The organism is Bacillus sp. cl95, from assembly GCF_900115925.1.
Classification (GTDB): Bacteria; Bacillota; Bacilli; order Bacillales; family Cytobacillaceae; genus Neobacillus_A.
This window is the reverse complement of sequence record NZ_FOYF01000004.1, coordinates 230,956-254,444: the sequence shown is the minus strand read 5'-3', so window position 1 is coordinate 254,444 and position 23,489 is coordinate 230,956. Positions and strand designations below refer to the sequence as shown.

17 protein-coding genes, 1 pseudogene and 1 riboswitch are annotated in these 23,489 nt (G+C 38.1%); of the genes and pseudogenes, 12 read left to right on the top strand and 6 right to left on the bottom strand.

Annotation, left to right across the window (positions count from 1 at the left end; translation table 11 throughout):
* Positions 1-45 precede the first annotated feature (45 nt).
* Positions 46-399 carry a hypothetical protein gene (locus BMZ31_RS13290; protein WP_090832241.1) on the bottom strand — a complete coding sequence of 118 codons (354 nt, stop codon included), beginning with the start codon at positions 397-399 and terminating at the stop codon, positions 46-48.
* 176 nt (positions 400-575) lie between these two features.
* On the opposite strand from BMZ31_RS13290, the gene BMZ31_RS13285 reads away from it, so the two are divergent.
* Positions 576-1,127 carry a GNAT family N-acetyltransferase gene (locus BMZ31_RS13285; protein WP_090832240.1) on the top strand — a complete coding sequence of 184 codons (552 nt, stop codon included), beginning with the start codon at positions 576-578 and terminating at the stop codon, positions 1,125-1,127.
* A gap of 213 nt (positions 1,128-1,340) precedes the next feature.
* Entirely contained in the window at positions 1,341-1,712 is a 372-nt protein-coding gene (locus BMZ31_RS13280; RefSeq protein ID WP_090832239.1) for an iron chaperone, read from the top strand.
* Between the two features lie 169 nt (positions 1,713-1,881).
* Here the strand turns inward: BMZ31_RS13280 and BMZ31_RS13275 are convergent, their stop codons facing one another.
* The gene (locus tag BMZ31_RS13275; protein ID WP_090832238.1) at positions 1,882-2,940 is read right to left on the bottom strand and encodes a nitric oxide synthase oxygenase; all 1,059 of its coding nucleotides are present in this window, start codon (positions 2,938-2,940) and stop codon (positions 1,882-1,884) included.
* A gap of 133 nt (positions 2,941-3,073) precedes the next feature.
* Between BMZ31_RS13275 and BMZ31_RS13270 the strand changes: the two genes are divergently transcribed.
* Both BMZ31_RS13270 and BMZ31_RS13265 read left to right on the top strand, forming a co-directional pair.
* Positions 3,074-4,186 carry an Ada metal-binding domain-containing protein gene (locus BMZ31_RS13270; RefSeq protein WP_090832237.1) on the top strand — a complete coding sequence of 371 codons (1,113 nt, stop codon included), beginning with the start codon at positions 3,074-3,076 and terminating at the stop codon, positions 4,184-4,186.
* Positions 4,179-4,637 carry a methylated-DNA--[protein]-cysteine S-methyltransferase gene (locus tag BMZ31_RS13265; protein WP_090832236.1) on the top strand — a complete coding sequence of 153 codons (459 nt, stop codon included), beginning with the start codon at positions 4,179-4,181 and terminating at the stop codon, positions 4,635-4,637. Before BMZ31_RS13270 ends, BMZ31_RS13265 begins: the two co-directional genes overlap by 8 nt.
* Before the next feature lie 36 nt (positions 4,638-4,673).
* On the opposite strand, the gene pepT is transcribed toward BMZ31_RS13265, so the two are convergent.
* Positions 4,674-5,906 carry a peptidase T gene (pepT, locus tag BMZ31_RS13260; RefSeq protein ID WP_090832235.1) on the bottom strand — a complete coding sequence of 411 codons (1,233 nt, stop codon included), beginning with the start codon at positions 5,904-5,906 and terminating at the stop codon, positions 4,674-4,676.
* 499 nt (positions 5,907-6,405) lie between these two features.
* Here pepT and BMZ31_RS13255 point away from each other — a divergent pair, with 499 nt between their 5' ends.
* Positions 6,406-6,978: a phosphate propanoyltransferase gene (locus BMZ31_RS13255; RefSeq protein WP_090832234.1), complete on the top strand. Its 573-nt coding sequence runs from the start codon at positions 6,406-6,408 to the stop codon at positions 6,976-6,978.
* A 487-nt stretch (positions 6,979-7,465) separates the two neighbouring features.
* Positions 7,466-8,824 (top strand): amino acid permease, encoded by a 1,359-nt coding sequence (locus BMZ31_RS13250; protein WP_090832233.1) that lies wholly within the window; start codon positions 7,466-7,468, stop codon positions 8,822-8,824.
* Between the two features lie 59 nt (positions 8,825-8,883).
* Here BMZ31_RS13250 and BMZ31_RS13245 read toward each other — a convergent pair whose 3' ends face one another.
* On the bottom strand, positions 8,884-10,497 hold the full coding sequence (locus BMZ31_RS13245; protein WP_254778807.1) for a PAS domain S-box protein: 1,614 nt from the start codon (positions 10,495-10,497) through the stop codon (positions 8,884-8,886).
* Positions 10,498-10,696: 199 nt separating this feature from the next.
* Between BMZ31_RS13245 and BMZ31_RS13240 the strand changes: the two genes are divergently transcribed.
* The 3 genes and pseudogenes from BMZ31_RS13240 (at position 10,697) to alaP (ending at position 13,404) form a co-directional block, all read left to right on the top strand.
* Positions 10,697-11,188: a hypothetical protein gene (locus tag BMZ31_RS13240; RefSeq protein ID WP_090832231.1), complete on the top strand. Its 492-nt coding sequence runs from the start codon at positions 10,697-10,699 to the stop codon at positions 11,186-11,188.
* Complete coding sequence (locus BMZ31_RS13235) at positions 11,166-11,675, top strand: hypothetical protein (protein WP_090832230.1); 510 nt, start codon at positions 11,166-11,168, stop codon at positions 11,673-11,675. The genes BMZ31_RS13240 and BMZ31_RS13235 overlap by 23 nt, the downstream gene beginning before the upstream one ends.
* Before the next feature lie 328 nt (positions 11,676-12,003).
* Positions 12,004-13,404: pseudogene (alaP, locus tag BMZ31_RS13230) on the top strand (alanine permease AlaP).
* A 54-nt stretch (positions 13,405-13,458) separates the two neighbouring features.
* Here the strand turns inward: alaP and BMZ31_RS13225 are convergent.
* Positions 13,459-14,988, bottom strand: a complete 1,530-nt coding sequence (locus tag BMZ31_RS13225; protein ID WP_254778805.1) for a glycoside hydrolase family 55 protein — start codon at positions 14,986-14,988, stop codon at positions 13,459-13,461.
* Between the two features lie 402 nt (positions 14,989-15,390).
* On the opposite strand from BMZ31_RS13225, the gene BMZ31_RS13220 reads away from it, so the two are divergent.
* Positions 15,391-18,156, top strand: coding sequence for a dynamin family protein (locus tag BMZ31_RS13220; RefSeq protein ID WP_090832228.1), 2,766 nt, complete (start codon positions 15,391-15,393; stop codon positions 18,154-18,156).
* Between the two features lie 365 nt (positions 18,157-18,521).
* Here BMZ31_RS13220 and BMZ31_RS13215 read toward each other — a convergent pair whose 3' ends face one another.
* Complete coding sequence (locus BMZ31_RS13215) at positions 18,522-19,322, bottom strand: formate/nitrite transporter family protein (RefSeq protein ID WP_090832465.1); 801 nt, start codon at positions 19,320-19,322, stop codon at positions 18,522-18,524.
* 160 nt (positions 19,323-19,482) lie between these two features.
* On the opposite strand from BMZ31_RS13215, the gene BMZ31_RS13210 reads away from it, so the two are divergent.
* Together BMZ31_RS13210 and BMZ31_RS20060 are read left to right on the top strand one after the other, a co-directional pair.
* A complete protein-coding gene (locus BMZ31_RS13210; protein WP_175478104.1) occupies positions 19,483-20,346 on the top strand; it encodes an MBL fold metallo-hydrolase in 864 nt (287 codons plus the stop codon).
* Between the two features lie 209 nt (positions 20,347-20,555).
* A riboswitch (cyclic di-GMP riboswitch) is annotated at positions 20,556-20,640 on the top strand.
* A 52-nt stretch (positions 20,641-20,692) separates the two neighbouring features.
* A complete protein-coding gene (locus BMZ31_RS20060; RefSeq protein WP_139206620.1) occupies positions 20,693-23,410 on the top strand; it encodes a DUF4084 domain-containing protein in 2,718 nt (905 codons plus the stop codon).
* Positions 23,411-23,489 lie beyond the last annotated feature (79 nt).

Sequence of the window (23,489 nt, the reverse complement as noted above, 5' to 3'; positions counted from 1 at the left end):
CATGCCCGTAGTAGATATGGGCATGCTCAATTTTATATTTTACTACTAATCTAAGTCTGGCTGGAACCCGATAAGGTGTGCTTTCTTGTCTACTCCAAGCGTTGTTTCGTTTGGAAAAGTAATAACCGAACTGATATATTCCCATCGGATCAGCAAATTGGTTGTACAAGTTTTTTCTACTTGTTGTTCAGCAGGGATAGCCGTCCCATCCTCTTCTTCTACCATTGTCCTCTTATAACAAGGATTCTCTACCCAGATTCCCATGCTTTCATGGTGAATCAACTTCACTAAATACCATTGGTCTGGCTTGTAAATCCCGGTGATGGAGCCTGTTAGATCCTCAGGGAAATTTTTTAGCTTTACTTGGATTTTTTGGTTTACAAAACTATCAAGAAACATTCAGATTCCTCCTATTAAAGATAAATTCCTCTCTTCTTACTTGTTCCTTTCTAAAAACTTTTTAAACTTCCAAATATGTAAAGTAAATTAAAAGGTTAAATATTAAATCATACATGGAAAACTCTAGAAAATTTTATATAATAGATTAACAATATTTTCTAAAAAGTGGTGGAATGATGAAAGTAGAAGAGATTTATGCCGACTTGCCAACGCTCGAAACAGAGAGGCTTATTTTAAGAAAATTAACGATGGACGACTTAGAGGATATGTTTGCATATGCCTCCAAAGATGAAGTGACAAAATACGTTACATGGGAAACGCATCAAACTCTGGAAGATACAAAACGTTTCTTGGAGTTTGCCTTAAATCAATATGAACAGCAAAAAGTTGCACCATGGGGAATGGAAGAGAAAGAGACTGGTAAGATCATAGGAACCATCGATTTTGTATGGTGGCATCCTCAGCATCATTCCGCAGAGATTGGTTATGTTCTAAATCCTTCCTATTGGGGGAAAGGTATTACGACAGAAGCGGCTCGAGCCATCATCGATTTCGGATTTAAGAACATGGATCTTGTCCGAATCCAAGCTAGGTGTTTTGTAGAAAACATAGGATCTGAGAGAGTTATGGAGAAGACTGGAATGGAATATGAAGGGATTCTCAGAAAAGCGATGTTTGTAAAAGGCGTACATCATGATTTAAAAATGTACTCTATTATAAAGGCGTAACCTTGTGTCAAATGTTAGAGAGATAATGTTATTGTACAAATTTGGGTTTGATATCTAGAAGGGTGCTGTGGTAACTCTTATTCTTGTTCCAAAAACGGTCAGTTTTATGGAAGAAGGAGTTTGAGTATTATTTGTAGAAGTTTAAAATGCTACAAACGAATGGGTATGAGGAATTTCTCTGAATGACATAAATTTTTATTTTAGGAGGCCAACATGGAAGTTTTTGCAGAATATTTAGCGGCTATTGATAACCCGCAACATCGGGCCCGAACGGAAGAAGTTTTGGCTTGGGTAACTGAGAAATACCCGAATTTAATACCGAAAATTGCGTGGAATCAACCTATGTTTACCGATCACGGCACTTTTATTATTGGATTTAGCGTTGCCAAACATCATTTGGCTGTTGCCCCTGAAAGGGCAGGGATGATTCATTTTTCTGATGAAATTGTACAGGCTGGCCATGATCACACCAAGCAGTTGATACGTTTTAAATGGGGAAGTCCGGTTGATTTCTCCTTACTTGAGAAAATGATTGAGTATAATATTTTGGATAAGGCAGATTGTTCAACTTTTTGGCGGAAATAACTTTGGTTTGCTGATTCGATTTTAAATGTGTTCCCTTAGCAAATCAAATCGTGAACAGCAATGTGTGGCGTTTCATTTTCAAATAAGGACTGAAATAAAATCCCCCTGATTGTTAGTTGGATTAGCAATCAGGGGGATCTTTATAGGTACAGGATGTTTTTCACATTCCTTATTGATAAAAGAAGTTAGGCGTTACAATCTTGTTTTTATATCCTTTGTGGAAGATATGGGTGGCAGCAGGGGAAATCGGTGGAATGAGCCAGTCCCAATCGCCGGTGAGTTCGCGGCCACATGTTTGTTCACGTTGTTCAAAAAGTTTGAATTGCTGTGCGGCAGTGTGATGATCGACGATGCTAACTCCATGTTCCTTGTAGGAATGAAGAACGGCTGCATTCAATTCTACCAAAGCATAGTCCTTCCAAAGCGTGGAATTTCTGCTTGTGTCAAGACCAAGTCCCTCGCCGATCGTTGGGAGCATGTTGTATCGATAAACATCCGCAAAATTGCGTGCTCCAATTTCAGTGCCCATGTACCATCCGTTGAATGGAGCAGCCGTGTATTCGATTCCACCTATTTCAAGTTTCATATCTGAAATGATCGGAACAGCATACCACTTGAGATTCAATTCCTCGAACCAAGGATGACGGGGATGGGTAAGTGGAACTTCTAGGACAGAATCTTCTCCTAATTCGAAGAGATGAGCAGGGCCGTTGTCGATTTGGAAAACTACAGGCAACACGTCAAAGTTGCCGAAATTCCCTTTCCAACCTAGTTCGACACATTTCTTTGTAAAAGCGATCGAAGCAGGATCACCGATCGTTCCTTCCGCCGTCTCGTACCCAGCATATCGGATGAGTTGATGATTTAGAATGCGAATCTGATTCTCAGAAGAAAGTTTCGGTTTAAATATCGTAATCGTCGGACGAAGCTGCCCATTGTTCGTAGCGAATGCGACGTGGTCACGGAGTGCCGATTCGACTTCAGAAGTTTCCATTAAGTGACGCTTATCAAAAACAGTCAAGCTTTCCCAAAATAATCTTCCAATACAACGGTTACTGTTCCTCCAAGCCATTTTTGCGCCATGTTCAAGTTCTTCGAAAGTATGTTCATAAAAGCCTTTCGTGGCTATTTCGTCTGTAATTTCTATCATGCGGACATCAATGTCCTGTTGTGACTTGCCGAGCTCCTTATAGCACGTGTCAATAAACTGTTCAGCTTTTGTTAGCAAAGGAACCTCCTCCTTTGTCCTGATGTCATAGCTTCGATTATACGTTAATTCTTCTCCTAAATAAAATTAAATATGTTTTAATAATTATTAAGAGAATCTTAACTGAAGAGTGGTGTGGTAAGTGGATAAGGCAATGATGTACAAGCAAATTCTACAAAAGAATAAAGAGTATAATGGTAGATTTTACACCGCAGTAAAAACAACAAAGATATATTGCGTACCATCTTGTCCAGCTAGAATTCCTAACTTCGAGAACGTTGAATTTTTTGATAATCACAATGAAGCAGAAGCAGCTGGTTATAGACCGTGTAAAAAATGTTTTCCACAAACCATCCACATTCAGTGGAAGAATCTAAAAAATCATATTGAGATTTCCACAGCACCTGATTTTAATTTCGCAGAGTGTCTTGTTTATTTGAATCGCTCTGACCAAGAATGCCTTCATCAAGTAGTCGGAGAAAAAATATATAAACTTGTACAGATTGAGGATTACAACGTCCTGCTGAAAATAAATCATGTTTCTCATCATCTTCATGTTGAATTTGTTAATGATGTTCCTCCTAAATGGGGGAGAGCCCTCATTGCGAAATACGTTGTTGATATGTTTGACTTGCAAACTGATTTAAATCCTTTTTATGAGCTTGCCAACAATGATCCTATTCTTCATGCGCTCGTTGAAAAATATCGTGGTTTACGTATCATTAAAATTAATGATTTGTTTGAGTGTTTAACTTGGGCAGTTATTGGTCAACAGATTAATCTTAAGTTTGCTTATACTTTAAAAAGAAGACTTGTAGAATCGTACGGGGATAAGGTAAGTTATGAGGGAGTAGATTATTATTCATTTCCTCATCCACATGTCATTGCAGAACTTGAGATAGAAGATCTAAAGAAGCTCCAATTCACAACAAGAAAAGCAGAATATGTGATAGGAATTGCGAAGTTATTCGTAAGCGGAGAGTTAAATAAGAAAGAGCTTTTAACTGAAAAAGACTATCACGTGCTGTTAAATCACCTTGTATCAATTAGAGGAATCGGACACTGGACAGCAGACTATACAATCATGAAGAGCTTCAACCTAAACTGTGCCTTTCCAATTGCTGATGTTGGAATCCACAACGCATTAAAAGGAATCTTAGGACTCGATAAGAAACCTTCTATCCCTGAAATTCAGGTGTTAGCAAAGAACTGGACAGGCTGGGAATCCTATGCAGCATTTTACTTATGGAGGTGGCTTTATGACTGATCGATATTATGGTTATTATGATTCGCCGATTGGGTTATTAGAAATTATTTGCACAGATGAAGCACTTGTTTCAGCGTTGTTTGTGACAGAGAGACAATTTGAGGAAGATTCACACCCGCTTGTGGATAAAGCCTTGAAGCAATTTGACGATTACTTTAAAGGGGAAAGACGAGACTTCGATTTACCGTTATCGTTTGGTGGGACGATTTTTCAAAAGAGTGTTTGGGAAGGCTTAACCAAGATTCCCTATGGAGAGACATGGTCCTATAAACAATTGGCGACAGCATTAGGTAATGAAAAAGCGACACGTGCAGTCGGCAATGCCAATAGCAAAAATTTGATTAGCATTGTTGTTCCGTGCCATCGGGTGATTGGTGCAAACAAAACATTGACCGGCTACGCTGGCGGCCTTGACCGTAAGCAGTGGTTGTTAGACCATGAAAAAATTTAAACGATAAAAGGGTCAGCCGAAGCTGACCCTTATTTGTTATGCTCTTTCTTCAAACAACTGTACGACTTCAATAATGACGTTCGTAGCTTTAATCATGTTATCAACAGAGATAAATTCATATTTACCGTGATAGTTTTCTCCGCCAGTGAAAATATTCGGTGTAGGAAGTCCCATATAAGAAAGTTGGGAACCATCTGTACCACCGCGAATGGGTTTGATGATTGGCTTAATATCAAGCTTCTCCATTGCTTCATGTGCAATATCCACAATTTCCATCACAGGCTCAATTTTTTCACGCATGTTGTAGTACTGATCTTTCATCTCAAGTACGATGCGATCCTGACCATACTTCTCCTTTAGTTCCTCGACAAGACGTTCGAAAGTTGCTTTTCTTGCGGCAAAGCTTTCTTTATCAAAATCTCGGATGATGTATTGGAGAGTAGTTTTCTCAACATCTCCATTGATGGAGCTAAGGTGATAAAAACCTTCATAACCTTCTGTTGATTCAGGTGCTTCTTCAACAGGCAAACGACTGTTAAATTCCATAGCAATTTTCGCTGAATTCACCATTTTTCCTTTTGCAGTGCCGGGATGAATATTGGTTCCGTTGAATGTAAGCTTCGCTCCTGCAGCGTTGAAGCTTTCGTATTCAAGCTCACCAAGAGGACCTCCATCCATTGTATAGGCATACTTTGCATTAAAGGCTGCAACATCGAATTTGTGAGGGCCACGACCAATTTCTTCGTCAGGTGTAAAAGCAATGCGAATCTTGCCGTGCTTAATTTCTGGATGCTGAATCAAATAAGCCATTGCCGTCATGATTTCGGCGATGCCAGCTTTGTTATCTGCTCCGAGTAGGGTGGTACCATCTGTTGTAATCAATGTGTGACCCTTATAATTTGTCAATTGAGGAAAGTCATTCACGCTCATGACAATATGTAGGTTTTCATTTAAGACAATGTCTTTTCCATCATAGTTCTCAACGATTTGTGGTTTAACATTCGTACCAGTAAAATCAGTTGCTGTATCAACATGTGCTAAGAAACCAATTGTTGGAACATCCTTACCTGTATTGGAAGGTAATGTTGCCATCACGTAGCCATTTTCATCCATTGTCACTTCTGACATGCCAATGGACTTTAATTCTTCTACAAGGATATTAGCAAGAGTAAGCTGTCCTTTTGTTGATGGGCAGGTTTCACTGTTTTCATTGGACTGTGTATCAATCATTACATAGGAGGTAAGTCTATCAATAATCTCTTTCTTCAACCTTTTCAACTCCCTTTTATTAGTTGACTCTATTAATAAAAAATTGTGCAACTTAATAAATGACACTGTTAATATTGCCTGTTGATTTCCGCTCTAGTCGCTTGCTTTCCGGTACGAATAAGCAAATTCGTCTTGGGGGCGTTCGTCGAGCCTCCTCGTCGCTATCGCTCCTGCGGAGGGTCTCTTCTTAAACGCTAATCCCCCAGGACATTGATGATCTTCCTCGAAATAACCCACGCACGAAGAAAAGGCGGTAGCACAAGGAAAGCTTCCATGAATTCACATCGCACGAAATGATGCGATAGCATCATGAGGATTTTCGAGGAGTCAAGCGCCCTCCGCTCTAATCAACTTCTTTATTAATGGTTTGCCTTCACAACAATCTTTTAGAAAAGAGCTAGTATTTTCATATTACCATAAATAATCTGAATTTTTAGGGTGTAGATTTTTTTTTAGAGGGAACAAATAAGACGAGATTACATAGAAGGAAGGTGATGAAATGTTGATTCCATTAGGCGTTTCTAGTAGACACATTCATCTGAAAAGAGAACATGTAGATGTTTTGTTTGGTGGAGGTTATGAACTGACAAACATGAAGGATTTGTCTCAGCCAGGTGAATTTGCCGCCAATGAAACGGTTAGAGTTGTTGGACCAAAGGGGGAGTTTCCTAAAGTAAGGGTTCTTGGGCCGATGAGGAATTTCTCACAGTTGGAAATTTCACTGACAGATTCTTTTTCGATTGGTGTGAAAGCTCCACTAAGATCTTCGGGTAATATTGAAGGTACCCCTGGTATCAAATTGATTGGACCAAATGGTGAACTAGAATTGACAGAAGGTGTGATTGTTGCAGAACGACATATTCATATGACACCCTCTGATGCTGAAAAGTTTGGGGTAAAGAATGGCGAGTATGTAAGTGTAAAAACATCAGGACCACGCGGACTGATATTTGATAACGTGCTAATAAGAGTAAAAGAATCGTTCGCGCTAGATATGCACATCGATACAGATGAAGCAAATGCTGCCGGTGTAAAAACAGGGGATAAAGCTGAAATTTTATCGGAAAAATAAAGATGTAGAGTTCTTGTTGATGGCAGAGGGATTCCTCTGCTATTTTTCTTTTTAACATAATTAGCAATTAAACTTTGAAGGTTTCTTTTGAGAAAGTCTATAATAATCTAGCTCCAACGCCCAGGCCCTCGGGGTTGTTTCCTAAAACCGAAACAACCTTGTTCATAAGCCAAATCATTTCAGAAATCAGGACAAGGAACGCTTCGTCGGCGTAATCATCTCACGAAGAAAAAGCGATAGCACAAGGAAAGCTTCCATGAATTCACATCGCACGAAATGATGCGATAGCATCATGAGGATTTTCGAGGATGAACTGCGTGATTCGTCTTATGCTTGTGGGGCTTTCATGGGCGTTTCCGCTTTTTTCTTATATTTCAAAAATTATTGTTGTATTCTTGGTGAAAATAACGATACAATGCAAAAATATAGATTTTAGTAGTATCGATCATTTCTAAGGAGATGATTGGTTTAGGAGTGTGAATGAGAAATGGGGAAAAATAGTCGGGAAACCGAAGAACTGCAAAGAGGACTGAGCAATAGGCATATTCAGTTAATCGCTCTTGGAGGAGCGATTGGGGTCGGGCTTTTTTATGGTTCAAGTTCAACCATTCAGATGGCGGGGCCGTCGATTTTGATCGCCTACCTTATAGGCGGTATCGTTATTTTTACAATTATGAGGGCGTTAGGTGAAATGGCAGTGGCTGAGCCGGTTTCAGGTTCATTCAGTTCCTATGCCAACCGTTATTTAGGCCCATTTGCTGGTTACTTAACTGGCTGGACTTATTGGTTCATGTGGGTCGTTGTGGGTATGGCCGAGATTACGGTTGTCGGAGTTTATGTGAACTACTGGTATCCAGATATTCCTCAGTGGGTATCTGCTTTGGTGGCTTTAGTTATCATTACTGGCGTAAATCTGTTGAACGTAAAAGCCTTCGGAGAGTTTGAATTCTGGTTTGCGATGATTAAGGTGGTAGCTATCATCGGATTAATCATTGGCGGGCTAGGAATGATTTTCTTTGGTATTGGTAATGGTGGGGAAGCCATCGGATTTGAAAACCTTTGGATCCACGGTGGTTTCATGCCAAACGGAATAGAAGGTCTATTATTATCTCTTGTTATGGTCATGTTCTCTTTTGGCGGAGTTGAACTAATAGGAATCACTGCAGGGGAGGCAGAGAATCCGAAAAAATCGATTCCTTCGGCCATTAATAATGTAATTTGGCGTATCCTTATTTTTTATATAGGATCATTAGGCATCATGATGATTTTGTACCCGTGGAACAAAATTGGAACCGAAGGAAGTCCCTTTGTATTAGTATTCGATCAAATCGGTATCCCTGGGGCGGCTCATATTATCAATTTTGTTGTTCTTACAGCGGCGCTTTCTGCTTTTAATAGTGGTATGTTCAGTACAGGTAGGATGCTTTATAACTTAGCGCTTCAAAATAACGGTCCTAAGTATTTTGGCAAACTTAACAAAAATAACACTCCAAGTCGTGCCATCCTATTTTCTTCGATGTTTTTGCTAGTAGCGGTAGTGTTGAATTATTTTGTACCGGAAAAAGTATTCCTTTATATATCTTCGGTCGCAATAGTAGCGGTTGTTACAAGCTGGACAATCATCCTTCTGACTCAAATGAAGTTTAGGAAATCCAAGACAAGTGAGGAAAAGAAACAACTTTCATTCAGAATGCCATTTTTCCCGTACACATCTTATTTCGCCTTAGCTTTTCTTGCTTTAATCATTGTGTTGATGGCTTATATCGAAGGAATGAGGGCAGCAATATTCGTAGCACCCGTTTGGTTTGTCATTCTGTATATTGGATATCGTTTAAAACGAAAATAAATTAAAAGCCTTGGAGAGATTTCAAAATCATCCAAGGCTTTTTGCTATTTATAGAGATATCATTCTGTCGCTTCCTTTTTTGAAACGGGGAGTGTAATCAATACTTCAGTTCCTTCATCCATCTTACTTGAAAATTTCATCGTTCCATGATGGGCTTCGACGATTTTTTGGCTAACTGTTAGACCTAATCCTGTACCTTTTTCTTTGGAGGAATAGAATGGTTCACCAATTCGTTTTAAGAATTCTTCAGAAATCCCGTAGCCGCTGTCTTTGATCGTGATAGAAACCTCATCAGCGCTTGGTTTTTTAAGTGTAATGGCGACGTTTGAGCCACTTGGAGACGCTTCGATTGCATTCTTGATAATATTAATGAATAGTTGCTTAAGCTGGTTTGATTCGCATTCGATCCAAACATATTCTTCGGGATACTTGAAATCAATTTCAACATTATACAAAGTTGCTTCTGTTTTCAACAATGATATGACCGTATACAGGATGTTTTGAAGATCAGCTTTTGCATATTGAAGTTTCTGCGGTTTTGCCAAGAGCAATAATTCACTTACAATATGGTTAATGCGATCCAGTTCATCAAGCATGATTTGATAGTAGAACTGATGTCGCTCATCTTCGACACTTAAAATTTGAACAAAACCTTTTAATGATGTCAGAGGATTTCTGATTTCATGGGCAACACTTGCAGACAATTCCCCTACAACCGATAGTTTTTCAGTTCTTCTAAGGCGCTCTTCCGTTTGCCTTAAGAGAGTTAGGTCTTTGGCGTAACCAATGATGCCATTGACTTTACCGTCTGCAACGATAGGAAGAGAAATACACTCTACCATGATTGGTCGTCCACTTGCATGTTGGATTTCCATTTCAAAGTGTTGCGGTGCTTTCTTAGTTAGCACCTTTTGAAGATTCTCTATGAATGTTTCCTTATATGTGACAGGTAAAATATCATGGATATTCCTGCCCACGCAACCTTCTACTGTAAAACCTGTTACAAGTTCGAACTGAGGATTCAAGTTTGTGATATTTCCTTCCAAGTCGAGCATATAGACGACATCAGGCGTGTATTCAAACAATGAATTGTATTGATGTTTACTTTCTTCAAGCAATTTTTCAATTCTAATTCTTTCTGTGATATCACGTCCGATAATGACAAGTCCCTTCCTACTGCCATCTGGATGGAAAAGTGGAACCTTAATCGTGTCAAAGGTCTTTAACGTCCCATCGGGCAACGGAATACTTTCTTCTACTCTTGTTATTTCTCCGTTTTTCCAAGCAACTTCATCAGAAGTCTCACAGTATCTTAACGCTTCAGCGTAAAACTCTGAATATTCCGCTAGCTCCGAATCAGTTTTCCCACGATAGTCCACATTTTCGAGTTGAAACAATTTCAATCCAAATTCGTTCGCTTCAATCCAGCGGCCGTCACCGTCTTTAAAATTGACAAAGTCGACCATGGAATTGATAAGTGTCGACAATCGTTGCTCCTCTATTTTTGAAGCGTTTAACTCTTCTGTCTTTTTTAAAGAGTAGTAAATAAACCAACCAGTCAAAACGACGTAAAAAATTTCTTTAACACGGCTTATTAAATGAATGAATGGAGAAGGTGTAAATTGTTCAAGGAGGTAGTTTGTTCCTAAAATCCAAATTACACTCAAAATCACATATATTATTATAATATTCAATTTTTTCAATATTTAACTGACCTCTATTCAATATAGAAAAGATATTAAAACATTCCTATCATATCACAAATATTTGCAATGCGGAATGTGTCATAAATTATGAGTTTTTTGGAAAATAAATTAGTATTCATCTGGTAATCATAAAGAGATAGTTGGATTTATGATAAGGAGTAGGTGTATGCCAGAAATAATCATTGTTACATTAACGTTGCTATTGGCCACTTATTATTTTTCTATTCAAAAACATATCAATGCTCTGGAACAAATTTATATTGCCCTTATCTGTAGTTTCATTTTCTCCTGTTATATTTCAATTTTTTCTGATGATCTTCATTGGATGAAGGTGAATAAGCATCACCATAATGTTTTCAAAGTGGTGGAAATCATCGATAAGACGTTAGTTGCTTTGCTGTTTATTTCTTTCCTGGCTGGCAAGGCAAAGAGTACATCAAACTTTATATGGTCTTTTCTCGGTTATTTGTCGGTCTTAAATATGTTAGACGGCATGACGTTTTTTCTTCAGGTAGTTTCCTTTAAGAAGGGGTGGATTATATGGGCAAATTTATTACATGCAGCTACTTTTTTCTTTTTACTCTATGTGAAAAAGAAATACCGTCAAGTATTAATAAAAGAAGGAGTAGTGAAACATGAAAGCACTACCCCTACCTAAGTCATTCGATGAAAATGAATGGTTTTTTCTGATTCTCCTGGTTGTCTGCATTTTTTTGTATAAAATAATCCCGAAACGTTTTCCATTCAGCATCGCCATTTTACTATTTTTATTTCCAATTACGACAGCTCGGCTGACCGATAAGTTTCTGTCAGCACCAGATATAGATTTATATGATGTCTATGATTCAGAGGCTTTTGAGCTCTTTGATTTACTTTCTTATGCCATGTACGCTCCATTTGGATATTTCTTTATTTATCTATATGATATGTATAGATTTAAAGGATTTAAGCTGGTTGTGTATATCTTTGGATGTTCCGGCTTAGCTCTTGGTTTTGAATGGATAACGCATCAGTTTCATTTATTTAAATATAAGGAATTTACATTTCCCTTAGCTTTTACTTATTACATCGGCTCGCAAATTGCGACTATCTTGTATTATCATTTGATCTCATATCATAGAAAAAAAGCTATGCTGAATGACTAAATTGAATTAGACCATATTACTCGATTCATAAATTCTATTACTAGAGCCCTAGACCTTACAATATTAGTGAGGACTTGGGGCGTTTTTCATATAGATTATATATTTTCTATGTTAATCGGACGATTCTTGATTTAAGCAAATTTCCCCATTTTCTATATCAGAAAACATGTTAAACTGTTGAAAAGGTATTTTGAAAGAGCTTTCATAATATACTGATAGTGACTAAGGTTTGAAAAATCAAGAAAAGGTGTAAAGGAGGTAACGTTAAAGTTATATATCGATATAATTGTCTGAAAATTCACTAAAGTGTTCAACAGGGGGAAACAGGATGGAGAACAAATCAAACGCTAAAGAATTGCACCGCGGTTTGGAAGAAAGACATATTACCCTCATGTCATTAGGAGCAGCCATTGGGGTTGGATTGTTCCTTGGTTCAGCAACAGCCATTAAGATGGCTGGTCCAGGGATTTTGCTTGGGTACGCAGTGAGTGGTTTAATCATGTTCTTTATTATGAGAGCACTTGGAGAGATGGCGATTCAAAAGCCTGTCGCAGGTTCTTTCAGTAAGTATGCCCGCGATTACTTAGGTCCATTAGCAGGATACATAACAGGTTGGAATTATTGGTTTTTATGGGTTGTTACATGCATGGCGGAAATTACGGCAGTTGCTATTTACATGGAATATTGGTTCCCGGATGTTCCACGCTGGATTTGGGCATTGGCGGCTCTTGTCATCATGACAACCGTTAATTTCTTGGCAGTAAAAGCATATGGGTAGTTAGAGTTCTGGTTTGCACTTATTAAGATTGTTACCATTGTCCTGATGATTGTAGTCGGTTTGGGTATGATTATTTTTGGTATTGGAAATGGTGGAATTGCAACAGGAATCAGTAACCTTTGGAATAATGGAGGCTTCTTCCCGAATGGGATCAAGGGAGTGCTCTTATCTTTACAAATGGTCATGTTCGCCTACCTAGGCATTGAAATGATCGGTGTAACAGCCGGTGAAGTTAAGAATCCAGAAAAATCACTCTCAAAAGCGATTGATTCGGTTTTCTGGCGTATCCTTATTTTCTATGTTGGGGCATTGTTTGTCATCATGTCCATTTATCCGTGGGAAGAAATTGGGACAAAGGGAAGTCCATTTGTTTTGACATTCGAGCAAATTGGTATACCTGGAGCAGCTGGAATTATTAACTTTGTCGTTCTGACAGCCGCATTATCATCATGTAATAGTGGTATTTTCAGTACAGGCAGAATGTTGTTTAATCTAGCTGAACATAGAGAAGCACCAGATAAGTTCGGGAAGTTGACGAAAAATGGAGTTCCTGGCATGGCAGTATTAGCATCCGCAGGTGCACTTTTAGTTGGGGTTGTCTTAAATTATATCGTGCCAGCTAAGGTATTTACGTGGGTAACGAGCATTGCAACCTTCGGGGCTATCTGGACTTGGGGTGTTATCCTGCTATCACAAATCCGATTTAGAAAGAGTTTAAATACTGAGGAACAAAAACAGCTGAAATATAAAGTCCCATTTTTCCCAATGACTTCGTATGTTTCACTTGCTTTTCTAGCATTTGTCATCGGTTTAATGGCTTACAATCCTGATACAAGGATTGCTTTGGTGATTGGACCAATGTGGCTTGCTCTTCTTGTCATCGTTTTTTATATGAAGGGATTCCATAAGCGTCTAGTTTCAACTGGAGCGGCTGGGAAGAAAGTGAGTTAAAGTCTAAAGTTACAAAACGCCTTGGCAAATTGCCGAGGCGTTTTTCGTCAGTTTTTAAATCTCGTGGACTTTCAAGTTTTGTATTTTTACATTTTCGGCCCGATTTGGCCCTCCGAATACTTTTACAGCATCTGTGTTTGCATTTTTGAAGTCTCTAATACTGACATTGTTGAGTACTACGTTCTTGGCTCTATACTGAATCGCCACAATAGGGTTTTGCTGAAAGTCGTAATTCGGATCGCCGATAATCGTAAAGTTATTGATGGCTACATTTCGATAGCCCGATACGACCAGTGCCCGTGGTGTCGACTCTTTGTACAAATCAGTGAATATAGGTGCAATCGCAATTAGATTGGTTGCTTTAATGTTATACGCTGTTTTTGACTCGGGATCGGTATGGCTATGATGTCCGATATGACGAAAATTGTATGAGCGATTATCGTTTATAGAAAGATGTCCGATGATTTGGACGTTACATGCTGCTGATGAATTATAATGGGCTTTTATTTCGATTCCTCCAAAACATCTTGAAGAAGAGTTGTTTAGCAGCCAGACGTTCCTTGATCCGTCGTCAATTTCTATTCCGTTAGAGTTTGAAAAACCTTTTCTATGTGAGCGGCCACTCGGATCGCACATATGGCAATTCGAAATGAAAATATTATCACTATGGTGAGTTGTGATTCCATCGTCACCAAAACCAGAACCATTCAAGTTATCAAGCCAAATGAATCTACTTGGCCCACGAGCACGAAAGCCGTCACCAGAGTAATCATAATAGCTTGATGATACATCAAAACAGTGAAGACCGGGGTTAATCGCCTCGACATCCTTCACCCAGCCATACATGACATGGGCAAACGTCAGGCAACTTGAAAAATTGTTGCCAGAGCTTGTCTTTTCTACAATTCCAAGCCTTTCGATATTCCAATCCAAACTCATTCCTTGGATAAAAATATTTCGATTACCTCTCCAATGATGGGAATTGGTAAGAAGCCATGCTCTTTTTGGTGCATTATTATGGAGTTTTAGAACCGTCTTTCCTTTCCCGGCGCCGGTGAAACAGGTCCACGAAGGTAGCTTGATTCCTTTAGTAATAAAGACACCAGCAGGAATACATATCTTCACCCTTCCATTCCCAATGGCCCTTTTAAATGCTTCTGTATTGTCAGTTATCCCGTCGCCTACTGCACCAAAATCTGCTACATTCACCTCGCGCTCTATTTGATCAAGCAGATGAGTATACTCATTATCCAACTGTTCTTTCCAGCCAGGATAGACGAGTCCGGTTTCATTGACACATGTGTCGTAGCTCGCAATTGGTTCTGATATTTTTCGAGTTAAAAATAGTCGGGTGATCCCAACAAGAGGGTGTCCAAAGGGAAGAAGCCGATTCTTTTGCAAAATGCTCAAGTCAGAATTCAGCGCACAATCCTCAAATAGGCGATCGGTTTCTTGAAGGGCGTGTCGCATTTCTAGTCTTTTTTCGGCTAATCGAGAAATCAGTTTTGCATTCTTCTTCGGATGATGTTTGTTGTCTAAGTAAAGCATCCGTTTCACCTCACTGCCATCATTATTCCCCTTCATAGTAGATGTAATCTACTTTTCTAATGGGCTCTGTTGAATTTCAAAAATGTTTTATGGACATCTTGTAAATCCGAAAATCGGCCTTTGATTTAGTTTAACAAACTTCTATCATCCAATCGTAGTCGTAGTAAGTTCAGTAAATATCTCTACTAAAGAGGAGAAATTTTATATGAGTTTTAGGACTTAATCCTCGGATGAGGGGTAAATAAATTAGAAAGAAAAGAGGGTTTGTTACGAACAAGTCTTATAAATGAAACCCAAATGAAATCTTTTGTAAAAAAAGCTTTGTTAGAATAGTAATGATAAGGACTAAATTCTAAACATACTTTCGAATCCTATTTGGAATGTATATAAATCTTTCACATAAACTTGAACTTGGATGAATGAGTGGGGGGATAATCCATGAACTTAGATAAATGTTTAATTGAAAAAAATTATTATGAAACGCTATTGGAAGAACAACAGGGCACGCACCCTATGGCAGTGCTAGGAGAAGCTTATTTACAAGAACAATTGAAGGAAGTTTCAGACTTATCTGTTATACGATTTGCACAAGGTGAAGTGTATTTTCAATATAAGGATTACGAGGCGGCTATATTCAAGTGGGAAAATATTGTTGGAGAATTACAGCCTTGGGCCCAAAAAAATACGGCAGATGCTTATTGTGAGCTAGGACTATTATCCAATGCCGAAGATATTTATAAGGGAGTACTAACTGATAACCCAACACTTACGGCAGAGGTAGCTTTACAGTTGTTTTCTTTGTATATCGAAAGAGGAAAGATGGAGCTAGCAGACAAGGAAATTAAAAAGGTCGTCGAGTTACATCCAGATTATCCGAATGTTACCGATATTGCGAGATCTTTCTTTGAAGAGCAGAAGGATTGGGATAGTGCAGTGAAGCTTGCTGTCAAAGAAAGTGTTAGAACCGAATCCGTACAGTGGTTTGATATTTTAATTTCATATGTGAATAAAGGATATACCAATCATCAGGAGCCAGATTATTTCAGCGAGTCATTAATGACATTGAGTCAAGTTGACCAAAGCCGGTTCGAACAGTTGGTCGTAGCTTTGTGGAATCGTTACAGAAATACAGAAACATATTTCTCTTGGTTAAAAACGATAAATGGTGTCATGCTTATGCTTGAAGTGGATCGTGGAGAACATTGGAAGGAACTATCTGCTCAGTATCAAGCCACATATATTGACTTGCTAAATGGAAATTATCTGCTTTATAAAATTGAAAATATTATTCCTGATTTATTGACGAATTGGGTAAGAATCACAGATCAGGAACATGCTTTATTTGCTTCCACATCTGTACTAGCTTGGAATGAAATGTTCCCGAGTTCTATAAGTGGGCCAATTGTACTTGATTCTGAAAATCTTATCTATCATTCTAAAAATCAAACTGATGGGATGGAAGAAGCAATTCTTCTTTTTGAAACGATTGCCAACTGGGCTAAGGGTCATGAATTTGCCGTTGGCAACCGTCTTGAATGGATTGTTAACGAATTAGCAGATATGAATAAGAGACACGTAGTGGTTGCGGGTTCGAATACAAATGGAAAGTCTATGTTTGTGAATGCAATCCTTGGTGGGAAATTAGTAGAAGAATCATATTCCACATCCGTCATGTTTAAAGATTATCAGCGCTTCGAAATGCGTGAAATAGCAGATTCAGAGATTCGAGAAATAGCTGATTTAGCTGCTTATCGTGAAATGATGGAACGACGACGTCAAAGAGAAGGGAATATCATAGAGTTTCAAATGCCAAGTCCGTTCTTGTATGAAAATGCGATTGCGATTATGGATACGCCGAGTGTTAACGGAACGAGTCAATCAAGAAATGACCTTTTCAAGTATTTCCATCTAGCAGACAGTTTATTGTTCGTTCTAAATGCAAATCAGCCTTTTGATGAGAATGAGCATGAGTTACTCGTTCAATTAAGGGAACAGGCACCTGAAATTCCGATACATTTCATTCTTAATAATGTGGATGGCATGAACAGTGACAAAACGGTCAATCAAATGGTTGACCAGACTTGGTCAAGGATCAATTCTTACTTTCCAAATGCAAAAATCTATGCTTTCTCAGCGAATTACGAAAGCCAAGAACAGCTTGTTGACTTATCGGATTTTATTCAGTCAAGCTTTAGTGCAGGAGACTTAAAGGAAAATCGCACCGATAAAATGTTGGTGTTTATCAGAAAGACGATTTCGAACTTACTCCAAAACCGTATCGAATTAGAAAACAGCCTTGTAGATTCGATTCAGTGGCACGAGGAAATGACTGTCAAGCTTAATGGGGCCATTAACCAATTAGGCGATATTGAATCAGAAAAAGCTAAAGTTGTTAAAACCTCTTATCAAAAGATTAAGGAAGAAATCAAACAGGATCTGGAGGAAAGCATTCCGGCTCTGTTAAAAGATACATCCTCACAGATTAATGAAGACAGTGATTTTGGTAAAATTCATGTTGAGTTAAATAAAGAAATGAATAGACGGATTCATGATTACATCCACGAGACAGTATTACCTAAGTTCCATCAGCAACTTGAAGAGTGGATTGCGCGAACGCATGAAGAATTTTCCGAGAGCCAAAATTATTTGGATGAAATGTCGGATGGCTTTAATTCCATGTACGGAGAGGAAAGAATTCTTCTTGACTGCGACTTCCGGGTCCTTGAAGATTGGCGTCGTGACGCAGGTCGTATGACAACCGGTGTTCATATGGAGGATATAAATATCCTGATGAAATTCACACCTCAACAGTTTCTTCTAAAAAGTGCAGGAAAACTATTTGGGGCATTGCCGCAAAATAAATCGATGCTGCATCATAAATACAAAACGTATGTGGAAACGGAAGAATATCGAGAAACAACACAAATCGTCTTGAACAATTTCTTTAAGCAATTTGAACTGTTCGAAAAATCATTGGTGAGAGATGTAGCTCTTTTCTTCAAAAATCCGTTAATGGTTCTAAACGAAACTGTAATGGATGCTCAAAATGAAATCGAAGAAAGTAAGGAAGCGGTTGCCAAAATGCGTAAAAATCCTGAAGTGTATACCGATCCACTGACACTCTTTGAAGTAAGATTACGCCAGCAGGAATGGGGAACTATTGCAGGAAAGGGTATTCAAGCCGTACAACAGACAAGAGCATAACGATCATTAAAAGGGCAGATATCATGTGCATTTTTTGTACTTGGTATCGGCCCTTTTTTTGGATGATATTACGGTAATCTTACATATTATTTTGATGGTATTGTAGAAGAAGAATTCTAGAAGCAATTCTTAAGTAAACCTATTGATGCCAATGGCTTTGGAGCGTTATTAAAAAAACAAATTGTATAGACAGTCGTAGATTGCCGAATCATAAATTGGAAAAAGAGAACCAAATATATTTCTATCTTGCAATAGTAGGCTTAATCTTGCTAAAAACAGTAGCATTCTTGCGAAACCAGGAAAGAATCTTGCAAAATATCATATCACATAAAGAAACCCAGACAATGATGGCTGGGTTTTTCCTATTATGATTTCGTTTCATCTTCCTCGTCATCCAGAAAAGGTTTGTTTACATAGTAATACATGACTCCCATAAGAATTCCGCCACCGACAAGGTTGCCTAGGGTTACGGGGATGAGATTATGAATAACCCCATCAAAAGAAATGGTCCCTGGATGATTCAATACTAGTGCTATCGCAAATGTACACATGTTTGCAATACTATGTTCATACCCTGAGATGAAGAAACAGAATACGAATAACATCATTGTAAATAGTTTAGGCCCATCACCTTTTAGCCCCATTGGGATAAAAAAAGCAAGACAAACGAGCCAGTTACAAAGGACAGCCCTTGAAAACAGTTCCCATGTAGGCACATGCATTTTTTTCTCCACAACGCTAAGTAAGAAACTATTAACAGATGACTCTGTAAACAATCCGGTTGTGAAAATTAAGAACGCAAACGCTGCTGCACCAAGAATGTTTCCCGAATAACTTGCTATCCACAGTTTAACCACTTCACCCCATTGTATCTTTTTTCTTAAAGCCGCAAAGGTATAATAAAAAGTGTTTCCGGTAAACAAATCACCACCGCCGTATGCAATCAAGATAATGGCTGCACCGAATGTCAATGCTGCCATCGGATAAGTAAGTGGAGAATGTTCTAAATAAAAGTAGTTGCCTGTTTTAAAAGCAACAATGACTCCAAATCCGATAAACATACTAGCTAGCATAGACCTCAAAATATAACGAAGGGCACTTTGCCGGAAAATCTTCACTTTCTTCAATGCTAAATGTTCTACTTCCCTTAACGGTTTAACTTCCATTGTCATAACCCACCAATCAGTGATTATTGCTGTCCTAGTATATCCATTCCAATGAGCATTATCAATGTTAGCAAGAACTAGTTCATTCAAAAAAGCAGGAAAAAACATGAATGTTCAAGAAAATTTAAAAAATCATCCTATTAGAGAGGGGAAATACCTCATGAGTAAATTTGAAAAACTAAGTGAACGGATTTGGTTTATGCACGCTGAACACGAATCAGATCGTCCTATTTTGGCATATATAAAAGGAGAAAAGCGTTCTTTGTTAATCGACGCTGGCACCTCTAGTACACATGCTAAAATGTTTCAATCTCACCTTAACCAGCTTGGATTAGAAATGCCTGATTATCTTGTTTTTACTCATTGCCATTGGGATCATACATTTGCAAGCTCAAGTTGGAAGAGTATGTTTATCGCGCACGATAAAACGTCTCAGGCTATTTCAAAAATGATGGAATGTAATCTGGCTGATCCTTCTATAAAGGATTTGATAAGAATAGGGTTTGCAAATGAAGATACGATTGAACATATGAGCAAAGAATATGGAGAAAAGCGTGTCATTCAATTGGTGCAGCCTAACTTAACATTCAGCGAGAAGATATCTATTGACTTAGGTGGATTAACTTGTGAAGTTACGCATGTGGGTGGCGACCATGCTGAAGATTCATGCTTAATATACATAAAAGAAGAAAAAACGTTGTTCATTGGAGACGCACTTGGACCTGCGATATATGATGGCCCACGTTACTATCGTGCTGAAGGGTTTCTGGATTTGGTTGATAAGGTATTTGCATACGATGCAGAAACTTTTATTGAATCTCATGACAGACCATTAAATAAACAAGAATACAAGGACGATTTGGCTGACTGGATTCTTCTTGCACAACTTGTTAGGACTTATGGCGAACATCAACAAAAGGTGTTGAAAGAGTTTAGGAGACATCTCAAGATGGAGGAACTTACAACATATTGGCAAAAAGCTGTCGACTGGTTCTTAGAAGGCGAAAAAAGAAATGAGAAATGAGAAAAGGGACTCCAAGCCCATAGTTATGGGCTTGGAGTCTTTTTATGATTTTGTACATCAGAAAGATTAGTATAATAGAAATTCGTATTATTGTGTTGGGTCCTATCTATTAATCAAACGTTTGATTAAAGAAATTTTTACAAAAAAATAACAATATAGGTATCGAGACCTATATTGTTATGGTAAAATAGAACCAATTGAATAGATGAATTTGATAAAGGCAAAATCACTGAAAGGTGATGACGCAAAGCTACGGGTCTAAGGTTGAAAAACTATGATCGCCGGGTTGCCAATAATTAATAACAATTGGCTGCTCTTTATTAAGGGCAGTTTTTATTTTGACCTAATGCCGAATATTCAGGCAATTTTGGAGGAAGCGAGAGCACCGATGGGGAAATTGAGGTTTAAACAAAGGGCTGCACTAACATTTATTGGCTTATATATCATGTTTTATTATGGATGGATTGTATGGTGGGAGGACGATCATCAAGTACAGATCTTAGGTGGAAATGTATTATCGAGTGCAGCTGCATTCTTTGCTGCTTTATCATTGGTATTCGCCAGTCATAAAAGTGATAAGGGGCATAAGATTTTTTGGTTGATGTTGTCTCTCGGAAGTCTAAGTTATTTCATTGCAGAGGTTTCTTGGATTTATTATGAAAATATTATGATAATGGAAGTTCCTTTCCCAGGTATAACGGATGTATTTTATTTCTTGCAGATTATATTCTATCTTGCTGGATTCACCTATAAAATCATTATGGAAAGCAAACGTCTTGAAATTGCGAGATTCCTAATTGATGTTTCGATATTAATGGTAGTTGCAGCAACGTTCAGTATGCAGTTTTTAATTAAACCAATTCTTGCCGACACGAATGTACCAAACTTGTTTCTAATTGTTTCATTAGGATATCCAGTAGGGGATTTAATGCTATTGCTTAGTGCCTTGACGATTTCCCACCTTTGGAAAGATGTGAAACTAAAGATTGGATTTATCTTTATTTTTGCCGGTTTGTTGGTTCTAATTCTTGCAGATTCAATTTACTCATATTTAGTTGCAATAAATTCCTATGTATCTGGCAGTTTTATAGATCCGCTTTATGCTTTAGGGCTTCTCTTAATAGGATATGCGGGCGTCTTTTATCCAGTGATCGGGAAAAAAATAGTAGCAACTCAAGAATTTGATAATTTGAAATCTAGCAGTATATATCGCCAAATGTTTCCGTATATTAGTGTCTTAATCTTATTTTTGTTTTTGTTTTTTTACAAAAGTGATGATAGAACGCTAAATATCGGATCCGGGATCGCTATATTGCTTATTATATACAGGCAATTGGCTATGATTATGGAAAATAGATTGTTACTGAAAGGATTTCATGAACGGACATTGGAGTTGGCGATTAATAAACAAAGATATAAATCTTTGTTTGAATATCACCCTGACGGTGTTTTCTCTATAAATCTGGAAGGTGTTTTCGTCACTGCCAATGATGCTTGCAGTGGGATAATAGGTTATACGAAAGAAGAGTTAATTGGAAAATCGGCATTTTCGTTTATTAGTGAACGGAATAGGCCAAAGATGACAAATTATTTCTTGAAGGCTAAAGAAGGAACGCCACAAAATTTCGAACTTTCGATAAAAAATAGAGCAGGAAAAGAATTGTTTGTAGCCTTCACTGTTGTACCAATTATCATTGATAACTCTATAGCTGGTATTTTTGGGATCGCGAAAGATATTACGGAAAATAAGAATAATGAAGAGAAAATAAGTTATATGGCATATCACGATTTACTTACAAACTTGCCCAACAGAAGGCTTTTTGAAAGAATCTTGAATCAATCCATACTAGATGCCAAAAGAAGCGGAAGTATGTTAGCGATTATGTTTATCGATCTGGATCGTTTTAAGTATGTAAATGATACGTTTGGTCATAATGCTGGAGATCAGTTATTGCTTCAAGTTGCTCAAAGGCTAGAGGGTTGCCTGCGATCGAACGATGTGGTTGCAAGACAGGGGGGCGACGAGTTTACGCTTTTAGCTAAAGGGATTAAAGAAATTGAAGATGCAGGATTGATTGCGGAAAAGATTTTGGAATCCTTAAATGAGGCCTTTTATATTGACGGACGTGAAATTCGATGTACGCCTAGTATTGGAATTTCAATTTATCATCGCGATGGAAATACAACGGCTGATTTGATGAAAGCGGCTGATCGTGCGATGTATAAAGCAAAAGAGAACGGAAAGAATGGATATTTCATTTATACCTCTGATATAACAGAGCAACCATCAAGAAAGATTCTGCTCGAAACGGCTCTGCATAAAGCAATCGATAACAATGAGTTAAGTCTTCACTATCAGCCTCAAGTGAATGCGGAAACAGGAGAAATTAGCGGTGTCGAAGCCTTGGTGCGCTGGAATCATCCTGAGATGGGCTTTATTCCTGTTTCAGAGTTTATTCCTATAGCGGAAGAAACGGGATTAATAGTTCCGATTGGAGAATGGATCATCAGAAAAGCCTGTGAACAAGCGCAAAAGTGGAATGAGGTAGGTTTTCCATTAAAGTTGGCTGTAAACGTTTCTCCGCGTCAGTTCCATCAAAAGGATTTTGTGGACATGCTATCGAAAATACTGATAGAAACTGGAATGTCTTTTAAACAGCTTGATCTTGAAATTACCGAAGGAATCGCCATGGGCGACCATCATATTATTACTACGAAGTTACTGGAACTGCGTAACTTGAACATTCAAGTATCGGTGGACGATTTTGGAACAGGTTATTCTTCACTAGCGTATTTAACAAATTTTCCGATCGAAACTTTGAAAATTGCTAGAGAGTTCGTTGAAAAAATTGGCATAGACAAAGGAAATGAAGCCATCATCGCTTCAATCATCACGATGGCCAATAATCTAGGGCTTAAGGTGATAGCAGAGGGAGTCGAAACTGAAGAGCAATCAAATTTCTTGCAAGCGCTCGGATGTAAACAAATGCAAGGATACTATTACTCAAAGCCATTGCCAGCGAGAGAGTTTGAAAAACTTTTAAAAACTGAAAGCTTTGTTTAGGAGAATCTTTAGAAATATACCTGTAGAGTAGACGCTTATAAAAAGTCTACTCTACAGGTTTTTTATTTTCATTTAAAAA